Below are 18,171 nucleotides of genomic sequence, written 5' to 3' on the forward strand. Positions count from 1 at the left end.
GGTTAATTATTGGTGTTGGCTATATAAAGAGTAAAAATAGCAATGTATATGAATAATTAAAGGTTATGCAACGGGCAAAGATTAAACTTCCCTGTAAAATGACAGGTCGCTGTACTGCGTTTGTTGCTCTTGCCGGATGCGGCGTAAACGCCTTATCCGGCCTATAGTTCATTGAAAATTCATTCAATTTCAATGCACGATGTAGGCCTGATAAGCGTAGCGCATCAGGCAATTTTAATGTTTAACTTCCCTGTTTAATCAGTTACTGCTGGCGTAGCTGGAGATCCAGCGGCGTTTTGCTGGGTTCGCCACCAATCTCGCGCGCCAGTTTTGGCACCAGATATCCCGATACTAACGTCAGCAACTCACGCATAATCTGCCGCGCTTCATCATCGCTCACCATGAAATGCGCCGCGCCCTGCACTTTATCGAGCACATGCAGGTAATAGGGCATCACACCGGCGTCAAACAGTGCATTACTCAGATTTGCCAGCGTTTGCGCGTTATCGTTCACGCCACGTAACAGAACGCTTTGGTTAAGCAGGGTGACGCCGACACGGCGCAATTTAGCCATCGCCTGACGAAACGTTTCATCTACCTCATTGGCATGGTTGATGTGATTCACCAGCAAGATTTGCAGCGTAGAACGGGCAAAGCGTTCAACCAGCGCCTCGGTGATGCGTGCCGGGATCACAATCGGCAGACGGCTGTGAATCCGCAGACGTTTGATATGTGGGATGGCTTCCAGTTGCGTTAATAACCAGTCCAGTTCGTGATCTTTCGCCATCAGCGGATCGCCGCCGGAGAAAATAATCTCGTCCAGTTCCGGATGCGCAGCAACATACTCAAGTGCCGTCTTCCAGTTTCGCTTGTTGCCCTGATTTTCGGCATACGGGAAGTGGCGACGGAAGCAATAGCGGCAATTTACCGCGCAGCCGCCTTTGACCAGCAATAGCGCCCGGTTGTGGTATTTATGCAACAAACCAGGCACTACGCTGTGCTGTTCTTCCAGCGGGTCGGTGGAGAATCCGGGCGCGACGACAAACTCATCTTGCGAGGTAAGTACCTGACGCAAAAGTGGATCGTTTGGATTGCCTTTCTCCATGCGATCGATAAATGAGCGGGGCACGCGCAGGGCAAACAGCTTTTTGGCGCTGCGTCCGGCCAACAGTTTTTCGTCCGCGTCTATATTCAAAAGACGCAGAAGTTCATCAGGATCGGTCACAACATCGGCAAGTTGCGCTAACCAATCTTCTCTGGATGGGGTATTTAGGGTTACAATATGCGCCATTTTGTGGCTTAGCTACCAATTAATAAATTTCAGAGGGCCTTATGGCAACGTACTATAGCAACGATTTTCGTGCTGGTCTTAAAATCATGTTAGATGGCGAACCTTACGCGGTTGAAGCCAGTGAATTCGTGAAACCGGGTAAAGGTCAGGCATTCGCTCGCGTTAAACTGCGCCGTCTGCTGACTGGCACTCGAGTAGAAAAAACCTTCAAATCTACCGATTCCGCTGAAGGCGCTGATGTTGTCGATATGAACCTGACTTACCTGTACAACGACGGTGAGTTCTGGCACTTCATGAACAACGAAACTTTCGAACAGCTGTCTGCAGATGCAAAAGCAATTGGCGACAACGCTAAATGGCTGCTGGATCAGGCAGAGTGCATCGTAACTCTGTGGAATGGTCAGCCGATCTCCGTTACTCCGCCGAACTTCGTTGAACTGGAAATCGTTGATACCGATCCGGGTCTGAAAGGTGATACCGCAGGTACTGGCGGCAAACCGGCTACCCTGTCTACTGGCGCTGTGGTTAAAGTTCCGCTGTTCGTACAGATCGGCGAAGTCATCAAAGTGGATACCCGCTCTGGTGAATACGTATCTCGCGTGAAGTAATGCGGTTGTGGTGCGGCCTGTGGGCTGCACCATCACTTTCTCAGGTCAGAGATGATGAAACGCCTTATCCTTCTTGTTTTGCTTGCCAGTGCGCTGCTCACGGGCTGTAACACCGCTCGCGGTTTTGGTGAAGACATTAAACATCTCGGTAATTCCATCTCTCGCGCAGCCAGCTAATTTTTCTTCTCTTCCTAAAAATCATCAGATTTCCGTCATTTTCGGTGGTGTTGTCTATTATTAATTTGCTATAGGCAAACACAAATAACATTACCTAAAAGGAAGACGTTATGGTGAAGAAGACAATTGCAGCGATCTTTTCTGTTCTGGTGCTTTCAACAGTATTGACTGCCTGCAACACCACGCGTGGCGTTGGTGAAGATATCTCCGACGGCGGTAACGCGATTTCTGGCGCAGCAACGAAAGCGCAGCAATAAGCAATAACGGTACGGCAGTTTTGTCGTGCCGTTGATACTGATGACAAAGGCAAAATTGCCTGATGCGCTACGCTTATCAGACCTACATAGCCCATGCAATATATTGAATTTGCACAATTTTGTAGGCTGGGTAAGGCATTAACGCCGCATCTGGCATAAACAACTGACACTTTGTCAACAATCTGTAACGGTACGACAAGTTTGTCGTACCGTTTATTTTTTCAGCGATAGTCACTAAGGTAATAGTTGAAATTCCCCTGCCACCAGGCAAAATATCCGTTCAACCATCAGCTTTGCAGGACGACCTGCAAACGCTTCTTTTCACCGGGGACGGCCCCATTTCTCCGGAGTTTTATATGTCCTGGATTATCTTATTTATTGCTGGGTTGCTGGAAGTCGTCTGGGCTGTTGGCCTGAAATATACCCACGGCTTTAGTCGTTTGACGCCAAGTGTTATTACCGTGACGGCGATGATTGTCAGTATGGCGCTGCTCGCCTGGGCGATGAAGTCATTACCTGTAGGAACGGCTTATGCTGTCTGGACGGGGATTGGCGCAGTCGGTGCGGCTATCACCGGCATTGTGCTGCTCGGCGAGTCCGCTAACCCGATGCGCCTGGCGAGTCTGGCGTTAATTGTGGTGGGAATTATTGGTCTGAAGCTCAGCACTCACTAACTACCGGGCTGTTGTACCCAAATAAACTTACTAACATCAAACCCTTCCCGGGTTGCGACTGCCAGCATCTCCTGTTTAACTTCGTCAGAAATGGTTGGCGTGCGAGAGAGTATCCACAGGTAGTCGCGGTCCGGGCCGCAAACCAGCGCGTGGCGGTACTCCCGGTCGAGCGCGATGACATTATAACCGCCGTAGAATGGCCCAAAGAACGACACTTTCAGGGCTGCGCGACGCGGATCTCCAGTAAAGTAGGCTTTTCCTTCACTCTGCTGCCACATCTCTCTGTCTGGGTTATAGCCTTTATTAATGACATTCAGGCCGCCGTCATCCCGCAGGCTATACGTCGCGGTCACTTTCTCCAGCCCGCGTTCAAAGCGGTGATCAAAACGGGCAATCTCATACCATGTACCCAGATAGCGTTTGGTATCGAAATTATTTACCACGGTCACGCCACGCGGTGGTGTGGGAGAACTACAGGCAACCACCAGAAATGCAGCCGTCGCTGCGGCAACGAGAGGGAGCAGGCGCATAAATGTTTCCTTACTGGTTTTTTCTAAGTGTAGATGACAGCAAGGAAATGCGAAGAAAAGGTCCGAAAATTCGGACCCGATGAAATTTTACTGCAGAGCGTTGAGAATCTGCCAGGCGGCGGTAACTCTCGCTGGATTGGGATAATTTTTGTTAGCCAGCATCACAATACCCAGCTCTTTTTCTGGGATAAACGAGACATAGCTACCAAATCCGCCGGTCGCACCTGTTTTATGCACCCATGATGACCGCACAGCAGGAGCAGGGGGCGTAATCGCTTTTACTGGGCTTGTCGCCAGCGCAATTTTACTGTCGCTGCCATTGATGATGCTGTCAGGATTTACCGGCCAGTCCAGCATTTCCCAGCCCAGGCCCTGATACATATCGCCGGTTTGCCAGTAGCGAGATTGCGCCAGTTGTATCCCTTGCTGAAGTGTTTTGTCGTTGATATCACGGGGATTCATATTGCTTCGTACCCAGCGGGCCATATCTTCAATCGTCGATTTTACACCGTAAGCCTCAGCATCCAGCGCCCCTGACGAAACATGCACTGCCTTGCCTTCGCGATATCCCCAGGCGTAATTCTTTTCTTCCGCTGATGGCACATTAATCCACGTATGGGTGAGTTTGAGTGGCTGGAAAACACGAGTTTGCATCGCCTGCTCAAAACTCAAACCGGATGGCTTCACAGCCAGTGCGCCGAACAAACCGATACTGGAGTTTGCATACAGACGTTGTGTTCCTGGCGCCCATTCAGGCTGCCAGTTTTGATAGAAGCGCAACAAGTCGCTTGAGGATTTCACCTCATCCGGCACCTGTAACGGCAGGCCGCCAGCGGTGTAGGTTGCGAGATGTAATAGTGTGATCCCATTCCACTGTTTAGCGGTAAGTTCAGGCCAGTATTTTGTGACGGGATCGTTTAGATTGATTTCCCCTCGAGCAATAGCATCGCCACCAAGCACGCCCGTAAATGTTTTACTGACCGAGCCTAACTCAAACAACGTTTGCTGCGTGACGGGCCGCTTTTTTGCCACATCCGCGTAGCCCCAGGTAAAGTAATAAGGCTTACCCTGATAAATCACTGCAACGGCCATGCCGGGGATGTTTTGTTGCTCAACAAGTGGGGTAATTGTGTGATGCACAATATCGTTGATTTGTTGTTCGCTATGGGGCGCGGCAAGAGTGGAGCAAGAGACGGTAATCAGTAAGGCGCAAAGCGTCGTTTTGAGCATAAGGTCTGGTTTCCATACAAAACGGCCCGCCATAGGCGGGCCGGATTTACATTGGCGATACGTTAGATTGTAACGATACCAATCAGCGTGACAACTGTCAGGATAGCAGCCAGACCGTAGAAAACCCATTTGCCCGCAGGCACGTGAATTTTCAGATCGTGCATCGCGTGGTGCATACGGTGTAAACCACACCACAGCGGCAGGACGATCATCAGGAACAGGAATACGCGACCAATGAAGCTTTGCGCGAACGCCAGAACGCGTTCGTAGCTCAGTGCGTCACCCGGGAACAGACCCAGCGGCAACAGAATGCCAACCAGCAGGATCACTACCGGCGCAATGATCGCACTCCACATACCACCGGCCCCGAAGAGGCCCCAGAATACCGGTTCGTCAGAACGCTTTGGATTTGGATTAATCATCTCAGGCTCCTTACCAGTACAGGGCAACAAACAGGATTACGATGGTGGCAACCACGGTTACCGCCCAGAGACTTTTGATAATTGGCTCTGGTCCCATTTTTTCGTCTTTTACAATGATATTGGCCGCTTTCGGTGCCAGTTCAAACCAGGTTTTGGTGTGCAGCAGGGCTGCCGCCAGAGTAATCAGGTTAATGATCACGATAACCGGGTTTTGTAAAAAGTCGACGAATCCCGCCCAGGTTTCCGGGCCATTTTTCAGGGCAAACAGCCCGAAAATCAGTTCAATGCTGAACCACACAGCCGGAACCGCTGTGCCTTCGCGCAGCATGTAAAAGCGATAAAACGGCAATTTTTTCCACCAGGTGGACGTCATTGGCCGTACATACGGTTTACGTTTAGTCGTCATGTTGCACTCCTTAGCGTGGTTTCAGGGTCGCGATAAGAAAGTCTTTTGAACTTTCTACTTTGCCCTGCTGAATGGCCGCAGCCGGATCGACGTGTTTCGGGCAGACTTCGGAGCAGTAGCCCACGAAAGTACAGCTCCATACGCCGTTCTGGCTGTTTAACTGCGCCATACGCTCCTTCTTACCGTGGTCGCGGCTATCTTCGTTATAACGATGTGCCAGCGTAATGGCAGCCGGACCGATGAACTCTGGGTTCAGGCCGAACTGCGGGCATGCGGCATAGCACAGACCACAGTTGATGCAACCGGAGAACTGGTGATACTTCGCCATCTGCGCCGGGGTCTGGATGTTAGTACCCTGATCCGCGGTGCGGGAGTTGCCGATGATGTACGGTTTGATCGCTTCCAGACTTTCGATGAAGTGGGTCATATCGACCACCAGATCGCGTTCAATCGGGAAGTTAGCTAACGCTTCAACCTTCATGCCGTTGGTGTAGTCACGCAGGAAGGTTTTACATGCCAGTTTCGGCACGTTGTTAACCATCATGCCGCAGGAGCCACAAATCGCCATACGGCAGGACCAGCGGTAGCTCAGGTCCGGCGCAAGGTTGTCTTTGATATAGCCCAGCGCATCCAGCAATGAGGTGGTTTCATCATAAGGCACTTCATAGAATGCGCTATGTGGTGCGGTATCGACTTCCGGGTTATAACGCACCACCTCAATTTTCAGGTTTTTCATCTCAGCCATTCGCCTTCTCCTTCTTATTGGCTGCTTCCGCCTTATCGGCTGCATCCGCTTCGCCACCGTACATGCGTTTGGCCGGCGGCAGCTTAGTAATTTTCACGTCGCTGTACTCCAGGCGAGTAGTGCCATCAGCATCGCGGAAGGCGAGGGTGTGTTTGAGGAAGTTGATGTCGTCACGTTCAGTGCAACCTTCGTCCAGACGCTGGTGCGCGCCGCGGGACTCTTTACGTGCCATTGCGGAGTGCGCCATACATTCGGCAACGTTCAGACCGTGGCCCAACTCAATGGTGTAAAGCAGGTCGGTGTTGAACACGCTGGAAGTGTCGGTGATGCGAACGCGCTTGAAGCGTTCCTGCAGTTCCGCCAGCTTGTCGATGGTTTTCTGCATCAGTTCCGGCGTACGGTAGATACCGCAGCCTTCTTCCATGGCCAGGCCCATTTCGTCGCGGATCTTCGCCCAGTTTTCGCCGCCGTCCTGGTTAACCAGATCTTTCAGACGCTGTTCAACGCCAGCAACCTGGGCATTGATCGCTGCATCGTTGCCATTACCGGCAGTAGATGCGCGCTCCATTGCTTGCTCACCAGCCAGACGACCAAAGACCACCAGTTCCGCCAGGGAGTTGGAGCCCAGACGGTTTGCGCCGTGCAGACCTACAGAGGAACATTCGCCCACGGCGAACAGGCCCTTAATGCGGGTTTCGCAGTTCTGATCGGTTTCGATACCACCCATGGTGTAGTGTGCGGTCGGACGTACCGGAATCGGCTCTTTAACCGGATCGACGCCAACATAAGCTTTCGCCAGTTCACAGATGAACGGCAGACGTTCGTGCAGTTTTTTCTCGCCCAGATGACGCAGGTCAAGGTAAACCACATCGCCACGCGGCGTGGAAATGGTGTTGCCTTTACGCCATTCGTGCCAGAAGGCCTGAGAAACTTTGTCGCGTGGACCCAGTTCCATGTATTTGTTTTTCGGCTCGCCCAGCGGAGTTTCTGGACCCATGCCGTAGTCTTGCAGATAACGGTAGCCATTTTTGTTGACCAGAATACCGCCTTCGCCACGGCAACCTTCGGTCATCAGGATACCGGAACCTGGCAGACCGGTTGGGTGATACTGAACGAATTCCATGTCACGCAGCGGAACACCGTGGCTCAGCGCCATACCCATACCGTCGCCAGTAACGATGCCGCCGTTGGTGTTGTAACGATAAACACGGCCAGCGCCACCAGTTGCCATCACCACTGCGTTAGCACGGATCTGAACCAGCGTGCCTTCCATCATGTTCATTGCTACCAGGCCGCGAACATGACCATCATCAACCAGAATATCCAGCACGAAATGTTCGTCAAAACGCTGGATCTGCGGGAATTGCAGAGAGGTCTGGAACAGCGTATGCAGCATATGGAAGCCGGTCTTATCGGCGGCGAACCAGGTACGCTCGATTTTCATGCCGCCGAAGCGACGTACGTTCACGCTACCATCCGGGCGACGGCTCCATGGGCATCCCCACAGTTCCAGTTGGGTCATTTCGGTTGGGCAGTGGTGGACGAAATAATCCACAACATCCTGCTCACATAACCAGTCGCCACCCGCTACTGTATCGTTAAAGTGATAATCGAAGCTGTCATGATCCTGCGCGACAGCGGCGGAGCCCCCTTCTGCAGCAACGGTATGGCTGCGCATTGGGTACACTTTTGAGATTAGTGCGATTTTTGCATTCGGATTTGCCTGCGCGGCAGCAATTGCAGCACGTAATCCCGCGCCACCGGCACCTACAATGGCAAGATCGGCTTGAAAGGTTTGCACGACATTCCTCCAGATTGTTTTTATCCCACATCCACGTACTTCAGGGTAAGTGCCTGAAAGTTACGGTCTGCGAACGCTATTCCACTGCTCCTTTATAGGTACAACAGTATAGTCTGATGGATAAGTCTGAAATTTGACGAGATCGATTTTTTTAGTGCGCAAGCGGGCTAAATTATCACTGAAGATGATTAATTTAATTACTAAACCATCAGATTGTGGTTTTTTTAGTCACCCCCTCTTGCTGAATGATTCCTGCGTAAAATTTGTCTCGCCGTCGCGTTGCGAGTAGACTTCGTGCCCTTGTTAAAAACTGGAGATTTCACTATGAGCGAAACGGCATCCTGGCAGCCGAGCGCATCCATTCCTAACTTATTAAAACGCGCGGCGATTATGGCGGAGATCCGTCGTTTCTTTGCCGATCGTGGAGTGCTGGAGGTGGAGACGCCTTGTATGAGCCAGGCGACGGTAACCGATATTCATTTGGTCCCGTTTGAGACACGTTTCGTTGGCCCCGGACACTCCCAGGGGATGAATCTCTGGTTAATGACCAGCCCTGAATATCACATGAAACGCCTGCTGGTTGCCGGTTGTGGCCCAGTATTCCAGCTGTGCCGCAGCTTCCGTAATGAAGAGATGGGGCGTTATCACAACCCTGAGTTCACGATGCTGGAGTGGTATCGGCCGCATTATGATATGTACCGGTTGATGAACGAAGTTGACGATCTTCTGCAGCAAGTACTGGATTGCCCGGCTGCAGAAAGCCTTTCTTATCAGCAAGCCTTCTTACGTTATCTGGAAATTGATCCGCTCTCAGCTGATAAAACGCAGCTGCGGGAAGTGGCGGCGAAACTGGATCTGAGCAACGTTGCTGATACCGAAGAAGACCGCGATACGTTGTTGCAGTTGCTGTTTACCTTTGGTGTGGAACCGAACATTGGTAAAGAAAAACCGACCTTTGTTTATCATTTCCCTGCCAGTCAGGCATCACTGGCGCAAATCAGTACCGAAGATCATCGGGTCGCAGAGCGCTTCGAGGTCTACTACAAAGGTATTGAGCTGGCGAATGGTTTCCATGAATTAACGGACGCCCGTGAACAGCAACAACGCTTTGAGCAGGATAACCGTAAGCGTGCGGCGCGTGGTTTACCGCAGCATCCAATCGACCAAAACCTCATCGAAGCTCTGAAAGTCGGTATGCCTGACTGCTCCGGCGTAGCTCTGGGCGTTGATCGTCTGGTGATGCTGGCGTTGGGCGCGGAGACGCTTGCGGAAGTGATTGCCTTTAGCGTTGACCGGGCATAATTCTGAAAAATCATCTAATTAACCACACAGAATGGCGCTGTAACGCCATTCTGTAGCAGATGTTTTCATTTTTCTGCTAAAGGCCACAATTTAAGACCGGATATTTGCTATCATCCAGGTATCAATTCTGTATGTTTTTTTATTGCGGCCCGTCAATCGAGGGGTAGTGCAGTTCAGTGCGCGCGTTTTATACATGTGCTAAAACGAAGGATAATTTCATGCCTCACACGATAAAAAAGATGAGTCTGATAGGACTCATATTGATGATCTTTACCTCAGTATTTGGGTTTGCCAATAGTCCGGCAGCTTATTATTTAATGGGGTATAGTGCGATTCCCTTTTATATATTTTCTGCATTATTATTTTTTATACCATTTGCCTTAATGATGGCAGAAATGGGCGCGGCCTATCGCAAAGAAGAAGGCGGCATCTATTCCTGGATGAATAATAGTGTCGGACCACGTTTCGCCTTTATCGGCACATTTATGTGGTTTTCCTCTTATATCATCTGGATGGTGAGTACCTCAGCTAAAGTCTGGGTACCATTTTCTACGTTCCTCTACGGTACCGACATGACTCAGCACTGGCGCATTGCTGGCCTGGAGCCAACGCAGGTGGTGGGTCTGCTGGCAGTGGCATGGATGATCCTGGTTACCGTGGTTGCCTCAAAAGGGATTAATAAAATTGCTCGTATTACTGCAGTAGGTGGTATTGCAGTAATGTGTCTTAATTTAGTATTACTGTTAGTGAGCATTGCCATTTTGTTATTAAATGGTGGCCATTTTGCACAGGATATTAATTTCGTGGTATCGCCGAATCCAGGATATCAATCCGGTCTGGCGATGTTATCGTTTGTGGTATTTGCCATTTTTGCTTACGGCGGAATTGAAGCGGTTGGTGGTCTGGTAGATAAAACAGAAAACCCAGAAAAGAACTTTGCCAAAGGTATTGTTTTTGCCGCTATTGTTATTTCAATCGGTTATTCGCTGGCGATATTTTTATGGGGCGTCAGCACTAACTGGCAGCAGGTATTAAGTAATGGTTCCGTTAACCTCGGCAATATCACCTATGTGTTGATGAAAAGTCTGGGGATGACGCTGGGTAACGTGCTGCATTTGTCACCTGAAGCGTCATTGTCGCTGGGCGTATGGTTTGCGCGTATTACCGGGCTTTCGATGTTCCTCGCCTATACCGGTGCGTTCTTTACGCTTTGCTATTCACCGCTGAAAGCGATCATCCAGGGTACGCCGAAAGCGTTATGGCCGGAACCGATGACGCGCCTGAACGCCATGGGCATGCCGTCTATCGCCATGTGGATGCAGTGTGGGCTGGTTACTGTCTTCATCCTGCTGGTTTCGTTTGGCGGTGGTACTGCATCAGCGTTCTTTAACAAGCTGACGCTGATGGCGAACGTTTCCATGACGCTTCCCTATCTGTTCCTCGCGCTGGCTTTCCCATTCTTTAAAGCTCGTCAGGATCTCGACAGACCATTTGTGATTTTCAAAACACACATGTCAGCAACGATCGCGACAGTGGTGGTGGTACTGGTGGTGACGTTTGCGAACGTTTTCACCATCATCCAGCCAGTGGTTGAAGCCGGAGACTGGGATAGCACATTGTGGATGGTTGGCGGCCCTGTCTTCTTCTCGCTGTTAGCGATGGCGATTTACCAGAACTATTGCAGCAGAGTGGCAAAAAATCCGCAGTGGGCGGCTGAGTAATCAGATGCCCTATCGTCGGCCTGACGATAGGGCGCAATGACAGGGAATGAGTGGGATTTCGTATGCGCTATAGCGAAATTAAACTACGGGTTACCTCATGAGTGCGCGCATGTTTGTCTTGTGCTGCATCTGGTTTGTTGTGGCGATCCCCTGGATACTCATCACTTCCACGCTGGACAAAGAGTGGATGATTGATGAAGGCGGGGTTAAAAACATCTGCGATGTGCTGGAGTATCTGGAAAATGACGATACTCGCGATGTCGGTGTGATATTGACGTTGCCGCTCTTTTTCCCTTTTCTCTGGTTCGCGCTGCGGCGAAAAAAAGGCGGCTGGTTTATGTACGTCACCGCACTTGCGATCTTCGGCTACTGGCTGTGGCAGTTTTTCCTGCGCTATCTGTTTTGTTGGTGAGCCGGATGAGACTATCCGGCCACAAAGACCTTACAAACTTCCCACCTGACGACCTTTACCCGCAGAAGTCAGCGTTCTCCCCGTTTGCTTACCATTCAGGCTTTCCAGACGCATCTGGAAGGGCGGGAATGGCATATCAATACCGTGGGCGTGGAAGCCCGCCAGAATCAGTTGATGGATTTCATGGCGCAGCGGCATGCGGTGACCCATTTCTGCGGCGTAAATACGCAGCTCGAAAATCTGGATCCCTTGCTGTAGATCCACCAGGAAGACTTCCGGCGCCGGGTTATCGATCACCAGCGAGCAGCGGCGCGCAGCGTTGAGCAAGATTTCTGTCACTTCTTCACTGTTGGCATCGGCAGGGGCCGGAATCGTCAGCACCACGCGCGTGACCGAGTCAGAGAGCGACCAGTTGATAAACTGCTCAGTAATAAACGCCTTGTTTGGCACGATAATCTCTTTGCGGTCCCAGTCGCTGATAGTTGTGGCGCGGGTGTTAATTTTCGTCACGCTACCGGTAAGATCGCGGATCGTTACCGTATCGCCAATGCGAATCGGTTTTTCGAATAGGATAATCAGGCCAGAGATAAAGTTGGCGAAAATTTCCTGCAAACCAAAGCCCAGACCAACACCGAGCGCGGCGACCAGCCACTGTAATTTCGACCACTCAATACCAATCATCGAGAAGCCGACCAGCCCGCCAATCAGCATCAGCAGATATTTGGTGATGGTGGTGATGGCGTAGCCCGTACCCGGCGTTAAATCCAGGTGCTGCAAAATCGCCAGTTCCAGCAGCGCGGGCAGGTTGCGCACCAGCTGCGTGGTGATGATGAACACCAGAATGGCTATCAGCACCGCACCGAGGGTGATCGGCTCCAGACTTTCTACGCCCTGTACCGTGGAGGTGACGTCCCACAGCGAAATATTTTCGAGGAAGCCGAAAGCGGAATGGATTTCTGACCACAGCACAATGACCGAAAGCAGGGCGATCAACATCAGGATTGAGCGCACCAGCCGCAAGGACTGCGCACTGATGGCATCGAGATCGACTTCGCTTTCATCGACTTCAATCGCCCCTTCCAGGCTACTGTGATGATGCGCTTCCTCTTCGCCACGCGCGCGCTGCGCTAACATCTCGGCCCGGCGATGTTTCGCCCGGTCAAAAGCCAGTCTGCGCCGCTGGATTAGCATCCAGCGGCGGATAACGTGGTAAACCACCAACAGCAGGAACCAGATGGCGACCGAGGTTTCAAGCCTTGCTAACAGCGCCTGTGCCGTTGCCAGGTAACCGACTGCCGCTGCCAGAATAGCGACCAGCGGCGCGCCAATCATCATGTTCCATAACATATGGTTGGTAATGTTATCGCCGCTTCCCTCTTTGTTGAGGTACAGCGGGATCCCCGCTTTTTTCAAACTGAGGGTGACCACCGCCAGCGCACCACATATGAGAATAAAGCAAAGCCGTCCCAGCGAACCGGAAAACTCGCGGTCGTCGAGATTATCGAACATCATCAGCGCCATAATCAGCGGCACGATAAGCCCGATGCTCATCAGGTAGTAGCGCATCCCGCGGGAAACACGTTCGCGCGGCCAGCCAAAATGAGCGATAAACAAGCCGTTCGGGCGGGCAAATGTGGCGCAAATCATCACTACCCACAGCAGCGGCACGGTGGCTGTTACGCCATCACCAATCGCTACCGCCAGCGGATAAGGCCACGCCTCGCGCAAGCCGTAACCCAGCGTCATCCACAGCACCGGTAACGGTGACGCGACGAGAATCGACCAGAAAAGGGTGCGTAATGTCAGCCAGAAGTGATCCTGAGTCACCTTGCCGACTTTCGCTGCCGAACGTTCGAGAAAACGGGTGAAATAGCGGCGCGAGTAAATACTGCAACCGACCAGAATCAACGCGCCAAACAGCGGCAAAATCGTCTCTTTGCTGGTCAGCATCATGATGCTGGCTTTACCTAACTGGCTGAAGGTGTCCAGCGAAATGAGACGACGCAGATCCTGGGCGATTTCCAGCGGCCAGGCGATGGTCATCGGGCGCACGTCAGAGGTCCAGAACAGATAGCGGTGCGTCGCTTCGTTCACCTCTTTCAGCGCATCTTCCAGTTGCCCGTTGGAGACTTTCAGCTTGGTCAGTTCCAGCAGTAGCGTGTCACCACCCTGCAACAATGAGTTCAGCAACTCACGCTGAGTACGCAGTTGTGCTTCGAGAATACGGTTTTGCTCGGCGGTCAGCGGCTGACCGTCAGTCTGAAGGATTTGTCGCAGTTGCGGTTGTTTATTGAGTAGATCCTCATAGTGCAGCCGTTGAACGCGCAACTGCGCCATTTCGGTATCAAGTTGTTGTGGTTTCGGCATTTCCGGTAGCCGTGCCACCTGCGCTCGCAATGCTTCGCCGAGCAGGTTGGACGCTCCCAGCCATTGTGACTGCTCGCGTAGGGTATTCAGCGCCTGCCGGACCTGTAATGTCTGGCTGGCAGCCTGACGCTGTTGCGAAGCGACGAGATCCATTCGCTGCGCCTGCTGATTCAGCGCCGCCGAAAGCTCGCGGTTAATTTTGAATTGCGCGACGATATCTTTCGGTAAATTGGCACTACTTTCAGCCAACAACTCGGTGCTTTCCAGCGCCCGCTCCGCCTCAAGCTGGCGTTGGCTGTTCAACTGATTACGTAAGGCCTGCAAATACGCATCCAGCTGCTGGCTCTCTTTTTCCGCCAGCTCAGAGCGCAAGCGCGCTAATTCCTGGCGGTTATTGGCAGACAGCTGCGCCAGCTCCAGTTCATCAACGAGGGCTTTCAGACGTGCGGAGTCAGACTGCAACGCGAAATTTTGTGCCTGATTAAGCGGGGTATTGCCGGTAAGTGTTCCCAGGCGGCGCTCAATTTCATTTAACTGACGACGGGCATCGGTTTGCTGTTGCGGCAGTTGATTCAATGAATCCGCTATCTCGCGGGCGCGTTCCTGCTCTTGCTGGGCCTGACGGCTCTTATCCAGCAACTGACTGCTGACCTGGAGAATTTCCTGATTCAGCGCGTCGGTAGACATTCCCGGCGACACGCTGCGCGGCTCGTCACGCATGTTGTTCAATTGTGCGCGCAGAGTAGCAGAGAGTTTCGGATAATTATCAATGACTTCTTGGTATTGCTTGATGCGCTCAAGGGAACCTTTTCGTTCCTCAAGCGCATTTAAGGCAGACTGGAGCGCCTCTACGACTTCCGGCTGCGCGGGTTTCGCCGCTTTTGCCTGCTCCAGTTCCTGGGTGATTTGTTTGCTATCGGGGGCCGTCGCGGCGTACGCCCCCCAACTGAGGCACCAGGCCATCAGAAAAGTGATAATCAGGCGCACGTCAGCGTTTCCTTTGATGGATTAGACCTGGTCTTTTTTGTCGTCAACCAATGGGCTGGCGTCGTGTTCTGCTTCGATCTCTTCAGCAGGAAGCGGGGCTGGTTCAGCGTCTGGCGTAACAAAGGTTTCGGTAGATACTGCCAGCGGCTGGCCAATTTTCGTGACAGACAGGCTTTCCAGTTGCTCAACCAGGTTCACTTTACCCGGTGCAAACAGGTTGATAACGGTAGAGCCAAGTTTAAAGCGACCCATTTCCTGGCCTTTCAGTAGCGCCACAGAACCGTCGTTTTCCCCGGCAGGCCAGGTCCAGCGTTTGATGATGCCTTCGCGCGGTGGTGTAATGGTACCCGCCCAGACAGTCTCAATGCTGCCAACAATCGTCGCACCAACCAGAATCTGCGCCATCGGGCCAAATTCGGTATCGAACAGGCAGATCACGCGTTCGTTACGGGCAAACAGATTTGGCACGTTCTGAGCAGTGAGATGGTTAACGGAGAAGAGATCGCCCGGCACGTAGATCATCTCACGCAAAATACCGTTGCACGGCATGTGTACGCGGTGATAGTCACGCGGGGAGAGGTAAGTGGTCACAAACGTACCATTGCGGAAAAGATCCGCCAGCAGATAGTTGCCCGCCAGCAGGGCTTCGAGGCTGTAATTGTGGCCTTTGGCTTGCAGGATTTTATCTTCTTCGATTTTACCTAACTGGCTGATAACGCCATCGGCAGGCATGACCAGAACATTCGGATCGGTATTGATTGGGCGTACTTCGTCACGCAGCGGACGGACAAAAAATTCGTTAAAGGAGCGGTAGCTGGCAGTATCCGGCTTCTGCGCCTCTTGCATGTCGACTTTGTAGTATTTAACGAACAGATCGATAACCAGTTTTGTCAGCCATCCTGCTCGCTTGCTTGCGCCCCAACCCGCCAGGCGAGTAAGCCATAGTTTCGGCAGAATGTACTGTAGCGAAAGTTTAAATGAATTTAACAAAGTAGCCTCCAGGCCATTGTTTTGTCGTTCCTGATCCGGCGTACATGCCGGATCCTGAAAAAAAGGGGACGATTCTAACGACGGTTAGCTTAATTGTCAGTCATCCGTATCAGAAAAGTTTTTACGCGTTTTTACCTGCGCCATGCTTTCCAGAATACGGTGATAGTTTTCGAAACGGGTTTCCGCGATTTTCCCTTCGTCAACGGCTTCACGGATAGCGCAGCCCGGATCGGTATCGTGTTTGCAATCGCGGTATTTGCACAGACCTAAGTAGTCATGGAATTCGACAAAACCGTGAGTGATTTGTTCCGGCTCGAGATGCCAGAGTCCGAATTCGCGTACCCCAGGAGAATCAATCACATCGCCGCCGTGCGGGAAGTGATACAACCGAGCGGCAGTCGTGGTGTGCTGGCCCAGACCTGAGTTGTCAGAGACATCGTTGGTCAGGATCTCTTTTTGCAGCCCCAGCAACGCATTCAGCAGGCTGGATTTGCCGACGCCAGATTGCCCGGCAAAAATGCTGATGCGTCCGGTCAATGCCTCTTCCAGCGGTTTCAGCCCATCCTGAGTATGGCTGGAAACCATCAATACGCGATAACCGATGTTGCGGTAGATATCCATCTGTTCGTTGACGAACGCCATGCCTTCGTCGTCCAACAGGTCAATCTTGTTGAGCACAATAATCGGCTCAATCTGCAAGGTTTCGCAGGCTACCAGGTAACGGTCGATGATATTGAGCGACAGCTCCGGCAAAATGGCGGAGACAATAACAATCTGATCGATGTTGGCGGCGATGGGTTTCACGCCGTCGTAGAAATCCGGGCGCGTTAACACCGAGGTGCGCTCATGTACCGCTTCCACGATCCCTTTGACATTTACGCCTTCCGCCGCCGGTTTACCCGGACGCCAGACTACGCGGTCGCCGGTCACCAGCGAACGGATGGTACGGCGAATATTGCAGCGGTGAACGTCGCCATCGGCGGATTCCACATCAGCGTGCATACCAAAGCGGCTGATGACGATACCTTCATCAGGCTCGCCAAACAGATTGTCGTCGTAGTCGGGCTTCTCCTTAGACGTTTTAAGACGACGCTGGTGATTGGCGTTCACGCGGCGCTGCTGGCCTTTGGAGAGTTTATTTTTACTCAATCGTACAGACTCCTGGTCGCCCCTGATGGGCAAAACATCTATGATACACGCAATTGTGGATCAATATAGTCACTGTGAATGGGTGGAAAATAGCATGAGTGCCAATGAAAACAACCTGATTTGGATCGATCTTGAGATGACCGGTCTGGATCCCGAGCGCGATCGCATTATTGAGATTGCCACGCTGGTGACCGATGCCAACCTGAATATTCTGGCAGAAGGGCCGACCATTGCAGTACATCAGTCCGATGAACAGCTGGCGCTGATGGATGACTGGAACGTGCGCACCCATACCGCCAGCGGGCTGGTGGAGCGTGTGAAAGCGAGCACGATGGGCGATCGGGAAGCAGAACTGGCGACGCTCGAATTTTTAAAACAGTGGGTGCCTGCGGGGAAATCGCCTATCTGCGGTAACAGCATCGGTCAGGATCGCCGCTTCCTGTTCAAATACATGCCGGAACTGGAATCGTACTTCCACTACCGCTATCTCGATGTCAGCACGCTGAAAGAGCTGGCGCGCCGCTGGAAGCCGGAAATTCTCGACGGTTTTACCAAGCAGGGGACGCATCAGGCGATGGATGATATCCGCGAATCAGTTGCGGAACTGGCTTACTACCGCGAGCATTTCATCAAGCTGTAACATTTTTCCTGGTCACGTAACCGCCGGAATCCACTTGCGGCGGCGTGATTTTGACGCTAAATTGAACGTCTTGCTGATAATTTCAGCACTTGAGATAAAAATTCGAAAAATTTTTTTTAGGGGGGTTGCAGAGGGAAAGATTTCTCGTATAATGCGCCTCCCGTAACGACGCAGAAATGCGAAATTACGAAAGCAAAAATTAAGTAGTACGCGGGAATAGCTCAGTTGGTAGAGCACGACCTTGCCAAGGTCGGGGTCGCGAGTTCGAGTCTCGTTTCCCGCTCCAAAATTTGAAAAGTGCTGTAAAGCACAGACCACCCAATCGCAGTATTTCGAATTGCGACAAGGCGGCAACTGAACGAATCCTTGGGGACTTACAAAAGTAAGTGACTAAGGTGAGTGAAGGCAGCCAAGGCAGTAGCAGTTCGAAAGACGAAGATTAAGCGGGAATAGCTCAGTTGG

General features: G+C 51.8%; 18 protein-coding genes and 1 tRNA gene. 9 read left to right on the top strand and 10 right to left on the bottom strand.

The features are described from left to right. Positions 1-262: 262 nt before the first annotated feature. Complete coding sequence (gene epmB, locus D9734_RS05470; RefSeq protein ID WP_130205957.1) at positions 263-1,291, bottom strand: EF-P beta-lysylation protein EpmB; 1,029 nt, start codon at positions 1,289-1,291, stop codon at positions 263-265. Between the two features lie 41 nt (positions 1,292-1,332). Here epmB and efp point away from each other — a divergent pair, with 41 nt between their 5' ends. The 4 genes from efp (at position 1,333) to sugE (ending at position 3,007) form a co-directional block, all read left to right on the top strand. Further along, positions 1,333-1,899 carry an elongation factor P gene (gene efp / locus D9734_RS05475; protein WP_000257278.1) on the top strand — a complete coding sequence of 189 codons (567 nt, stop codon included), beginning with the start codon at positions 1,333-1,335 and terminating at the stop codon, positions 1,897-1,899. Between the two features lie 51 nt (positions 1,900-1,950). After that, complete coding sequence (gene ecnA, locus D9734_RS05480; RefSeq protein ID WP_064525758.1) at positions 1,951-2,076, top strand: lipoprotein antitoxin entericidin A; 126 nt, start codon at positions 1,951-1,953, stop codon at positions 2,074-2,076. 110 nt (positions 2,077-2,186) lie between these two features. After that, on the top strand, positions 2,187-2,333 hold the full coding sequence (gene ecnB, locus D9734_RS05485; protein WP_000239596.1) for a lipoprotein toxin entericidin B: 147 nt from the start codon (positions 2,187-2,189) through the stop codon (positions 2,331-2,333). A gap of 356 nt (positions 2,334-2,689) precedes the next feature. Beyond that, positions 2,690-3,007 (top strand): quaternary ammonium compound efflux SMR transporter SugE, encoded by a 318-nt coding sequence (sugE, locus tag D9734_RS05495; RefSeq protein ID WP_130205961.1) that lies wholly within the window; start codon positions 2,690-2,692, stop codon positions 3,005-3,007. On the opposite strand, the gene blc is transcribed toward sugE, so the two are convergent. From blc to frdA, 6 genes are all read right to left on the bottom strand, one after another. After that, a complete protein-coding gene (blc, locus tag D9734_RS05500; RefSeq protein ID WP_130205963.1) occupies positions 3,004-3,537 on the bottom strand; it encodes a lipocalin Blc in 534 nt (177 codons plus the stop codon). The two genes, sugE and blc, sit on opposite strands and share 4 nt — an antisense overlap. Before the next feature lie 87 nt (positions 3,538-3,624). Beyond that, the gene (locus D9734_RS05505) at positions 3,625-4,767 is read right to left on the bottom strand and encodes a BlaEC family class C beta-lactamase (RefSeq protein ID WP_130205965.1); all 1,143 of its coding nucleotides are present in this window, start codon (positions 4,765-4,767) and stop codon (positions 3,625-3,627) included. Between the two features lie 62 nt (positions 4,768-4,829). Then, positions 4,830-5,189, bottom strand: a complete 360-nt coding sequence (gene frdD / locus D9734_RS05510) for a fumarate reductase subunit FrdD (protein WP_130205967.1) — start codon at positions 5,187-5,189, stop codon at positions 4,830-4,832. Positions 5,190-5,199: 10 nt separating this feature from the next. Continuing rightward, entirely contained in the window at positions 5,200-5,595 is a 396-nt protein-coding gene (frdC, locus tag D9734_RS05515) for a fumarate reductase subunit FrdC (protein WP_001568431.1), read from the bottom strand. A 10-nt stretch (positions 5,596-5,605) separates the two neighbouring features. Beyond that, positions 5,606-6,340: a fumarate reductase iron-sulfur protein gene (gene frdB, locus D9734_RS05520; RefSeq protein WP_064525766.1), complete on the bottom strand. Its 735-nt coding sequence runs from the start codon at positions 6,338-6,340 to the stop codon at positions 5,606-5,608. Continuing rightward, complete coding sequence (gene frdA, locus D9734_RS05525) at positions 6,333-8,141, bottom strand: fumarate reductase (quinol) flavoprotein subunit (RefSeq protein ID WP_130205969.1); 1,809 nt, start codon at positions 8,139-8,141, stop codon at positions 6,333-6,335. Before frdA ends, frdB begins: the two co-directional genes overlap by 8 nt. A 324-nt stretch (positions 8,142-8,465) precedes the next feature. Between frdA and epmA the strand changes: the two genes are divergently transcribed. The 3 genes from epmA (at position 8,466) to D9734_RS05540 (ending at position 11,576) form a co-directional block, all read left to right on the top strand. Next, positions 8,466-9,443, top strand: a complete 978-nt coding sequence (epmA, locus tag D9734_RS05530; RefSeq protein ID WP_000004771.1) for an elongation factor P--(R)-beta-lysine ligase — start codon at positions 8,466-8,468, stop codon at positions 9,441-9,443. A 218-nt stretch (positions 9,444-9,661) separates the two neighbouring features. After that, a complete protein-coding gene (yjeM, locus tag D9734_RS05535) occupies positions 9,662-11,164 on the top strand; it encodes a glutamate/gamma-aminobutyrate family transporter YjeM (protein WP_130205971.1) in 1,503 nt (500 codons plus the stop codon). Between the two features lie 97 nt (positions 11,165-11,261). After that, the gene (locus D9734_RS05540; protein ID WP_130205973.1) at positions 11,262-11,576 is read left to right on the top strand and encodes a YjeO family protein; all 315 of its coding nucleotides are present in this window, start codon (positions 11,262-11,264) and stop codon (positions 11,574-11,576) included. Between the two features lie 30 nt (positions 11,577-11,606). Here D9734_RS05540 and mscM read toward each other — a convergent pair whose 3' ends face one another. From mscM to rsgA, 3 genes are all read right to left on the bottom strand, one after another. Beyond that, a complete protein-coding gene (gene mscM / locus D9734_RS05545) occupies positions 11,607-14,930 on the bottom strand; it encodes a miniconductance mechanosensitive channel MscM (protein ID WP_130205975.1) in 3,324 nt (1,107 codons plus the stop codon). A gap of 21 nt (positions 14,931-14,951) precedes the next feature. Next, on the bottom strand, positions 14,952-15,920 hold the full coding sequence (gene asd, locus D9734_RS05550) for an archaetidylserine decarboxylase (protein ID WP_130205977.1): 969 nt from the start codon (positions 15,918-15,920) through the stop codon (positions 14,952-14,954). Positions 15,921-16,016: 96 nt separating this feature from the next. Next, positions 16,017-17,069 carry a small ribosomal subunit biogenesis GTPase RsgA gene (gene rsgA, locus D9734_RS05555; RefSeq protein WP_130205979.1) on the bottom strand — a complete coding sequence of 351 codons (1,053 nt, stop codon included), beginning with the start codon at positions 17,067-17,069 and terminating at the stop codon, positions 16,017-16,019. 94 nt (positions 17,070-17,163) lie between these two features. On the opposite strand from rsgA, the gene orn reads away from it, so the two are divergent. Both orn and D9734_RS05565 read left to right on the top strand, forming a co-directional pair. Beyond that, a complete protein-coding gene (orn, locus tag D9734_RS05560) occupies positions 17,164-17,709 on the top strand; it encodes an oligoribonuclease (RefSeq protein ID WP_064525781.1) in 546 nt (181 codons plus the stop codon). 210 nt (positions 17,710-17,919) lie between these two features. Next, a tRNA-Gly gene (locus D9734_RS05565) sits at positions 17,920-17,995 on the top strand. Positions 17,996-18,171: the final 176 nt, after the last annotated feature.

It is taken from the genome of Escherichia sp. E14S1, assembly GCF_004211995.1.
Taxonomy (GTDB): Bacteria; Pseudomonadota; Gammaproteobacteria; order Enterobacterales; family Enterobacteriaceae; genus Escherichia.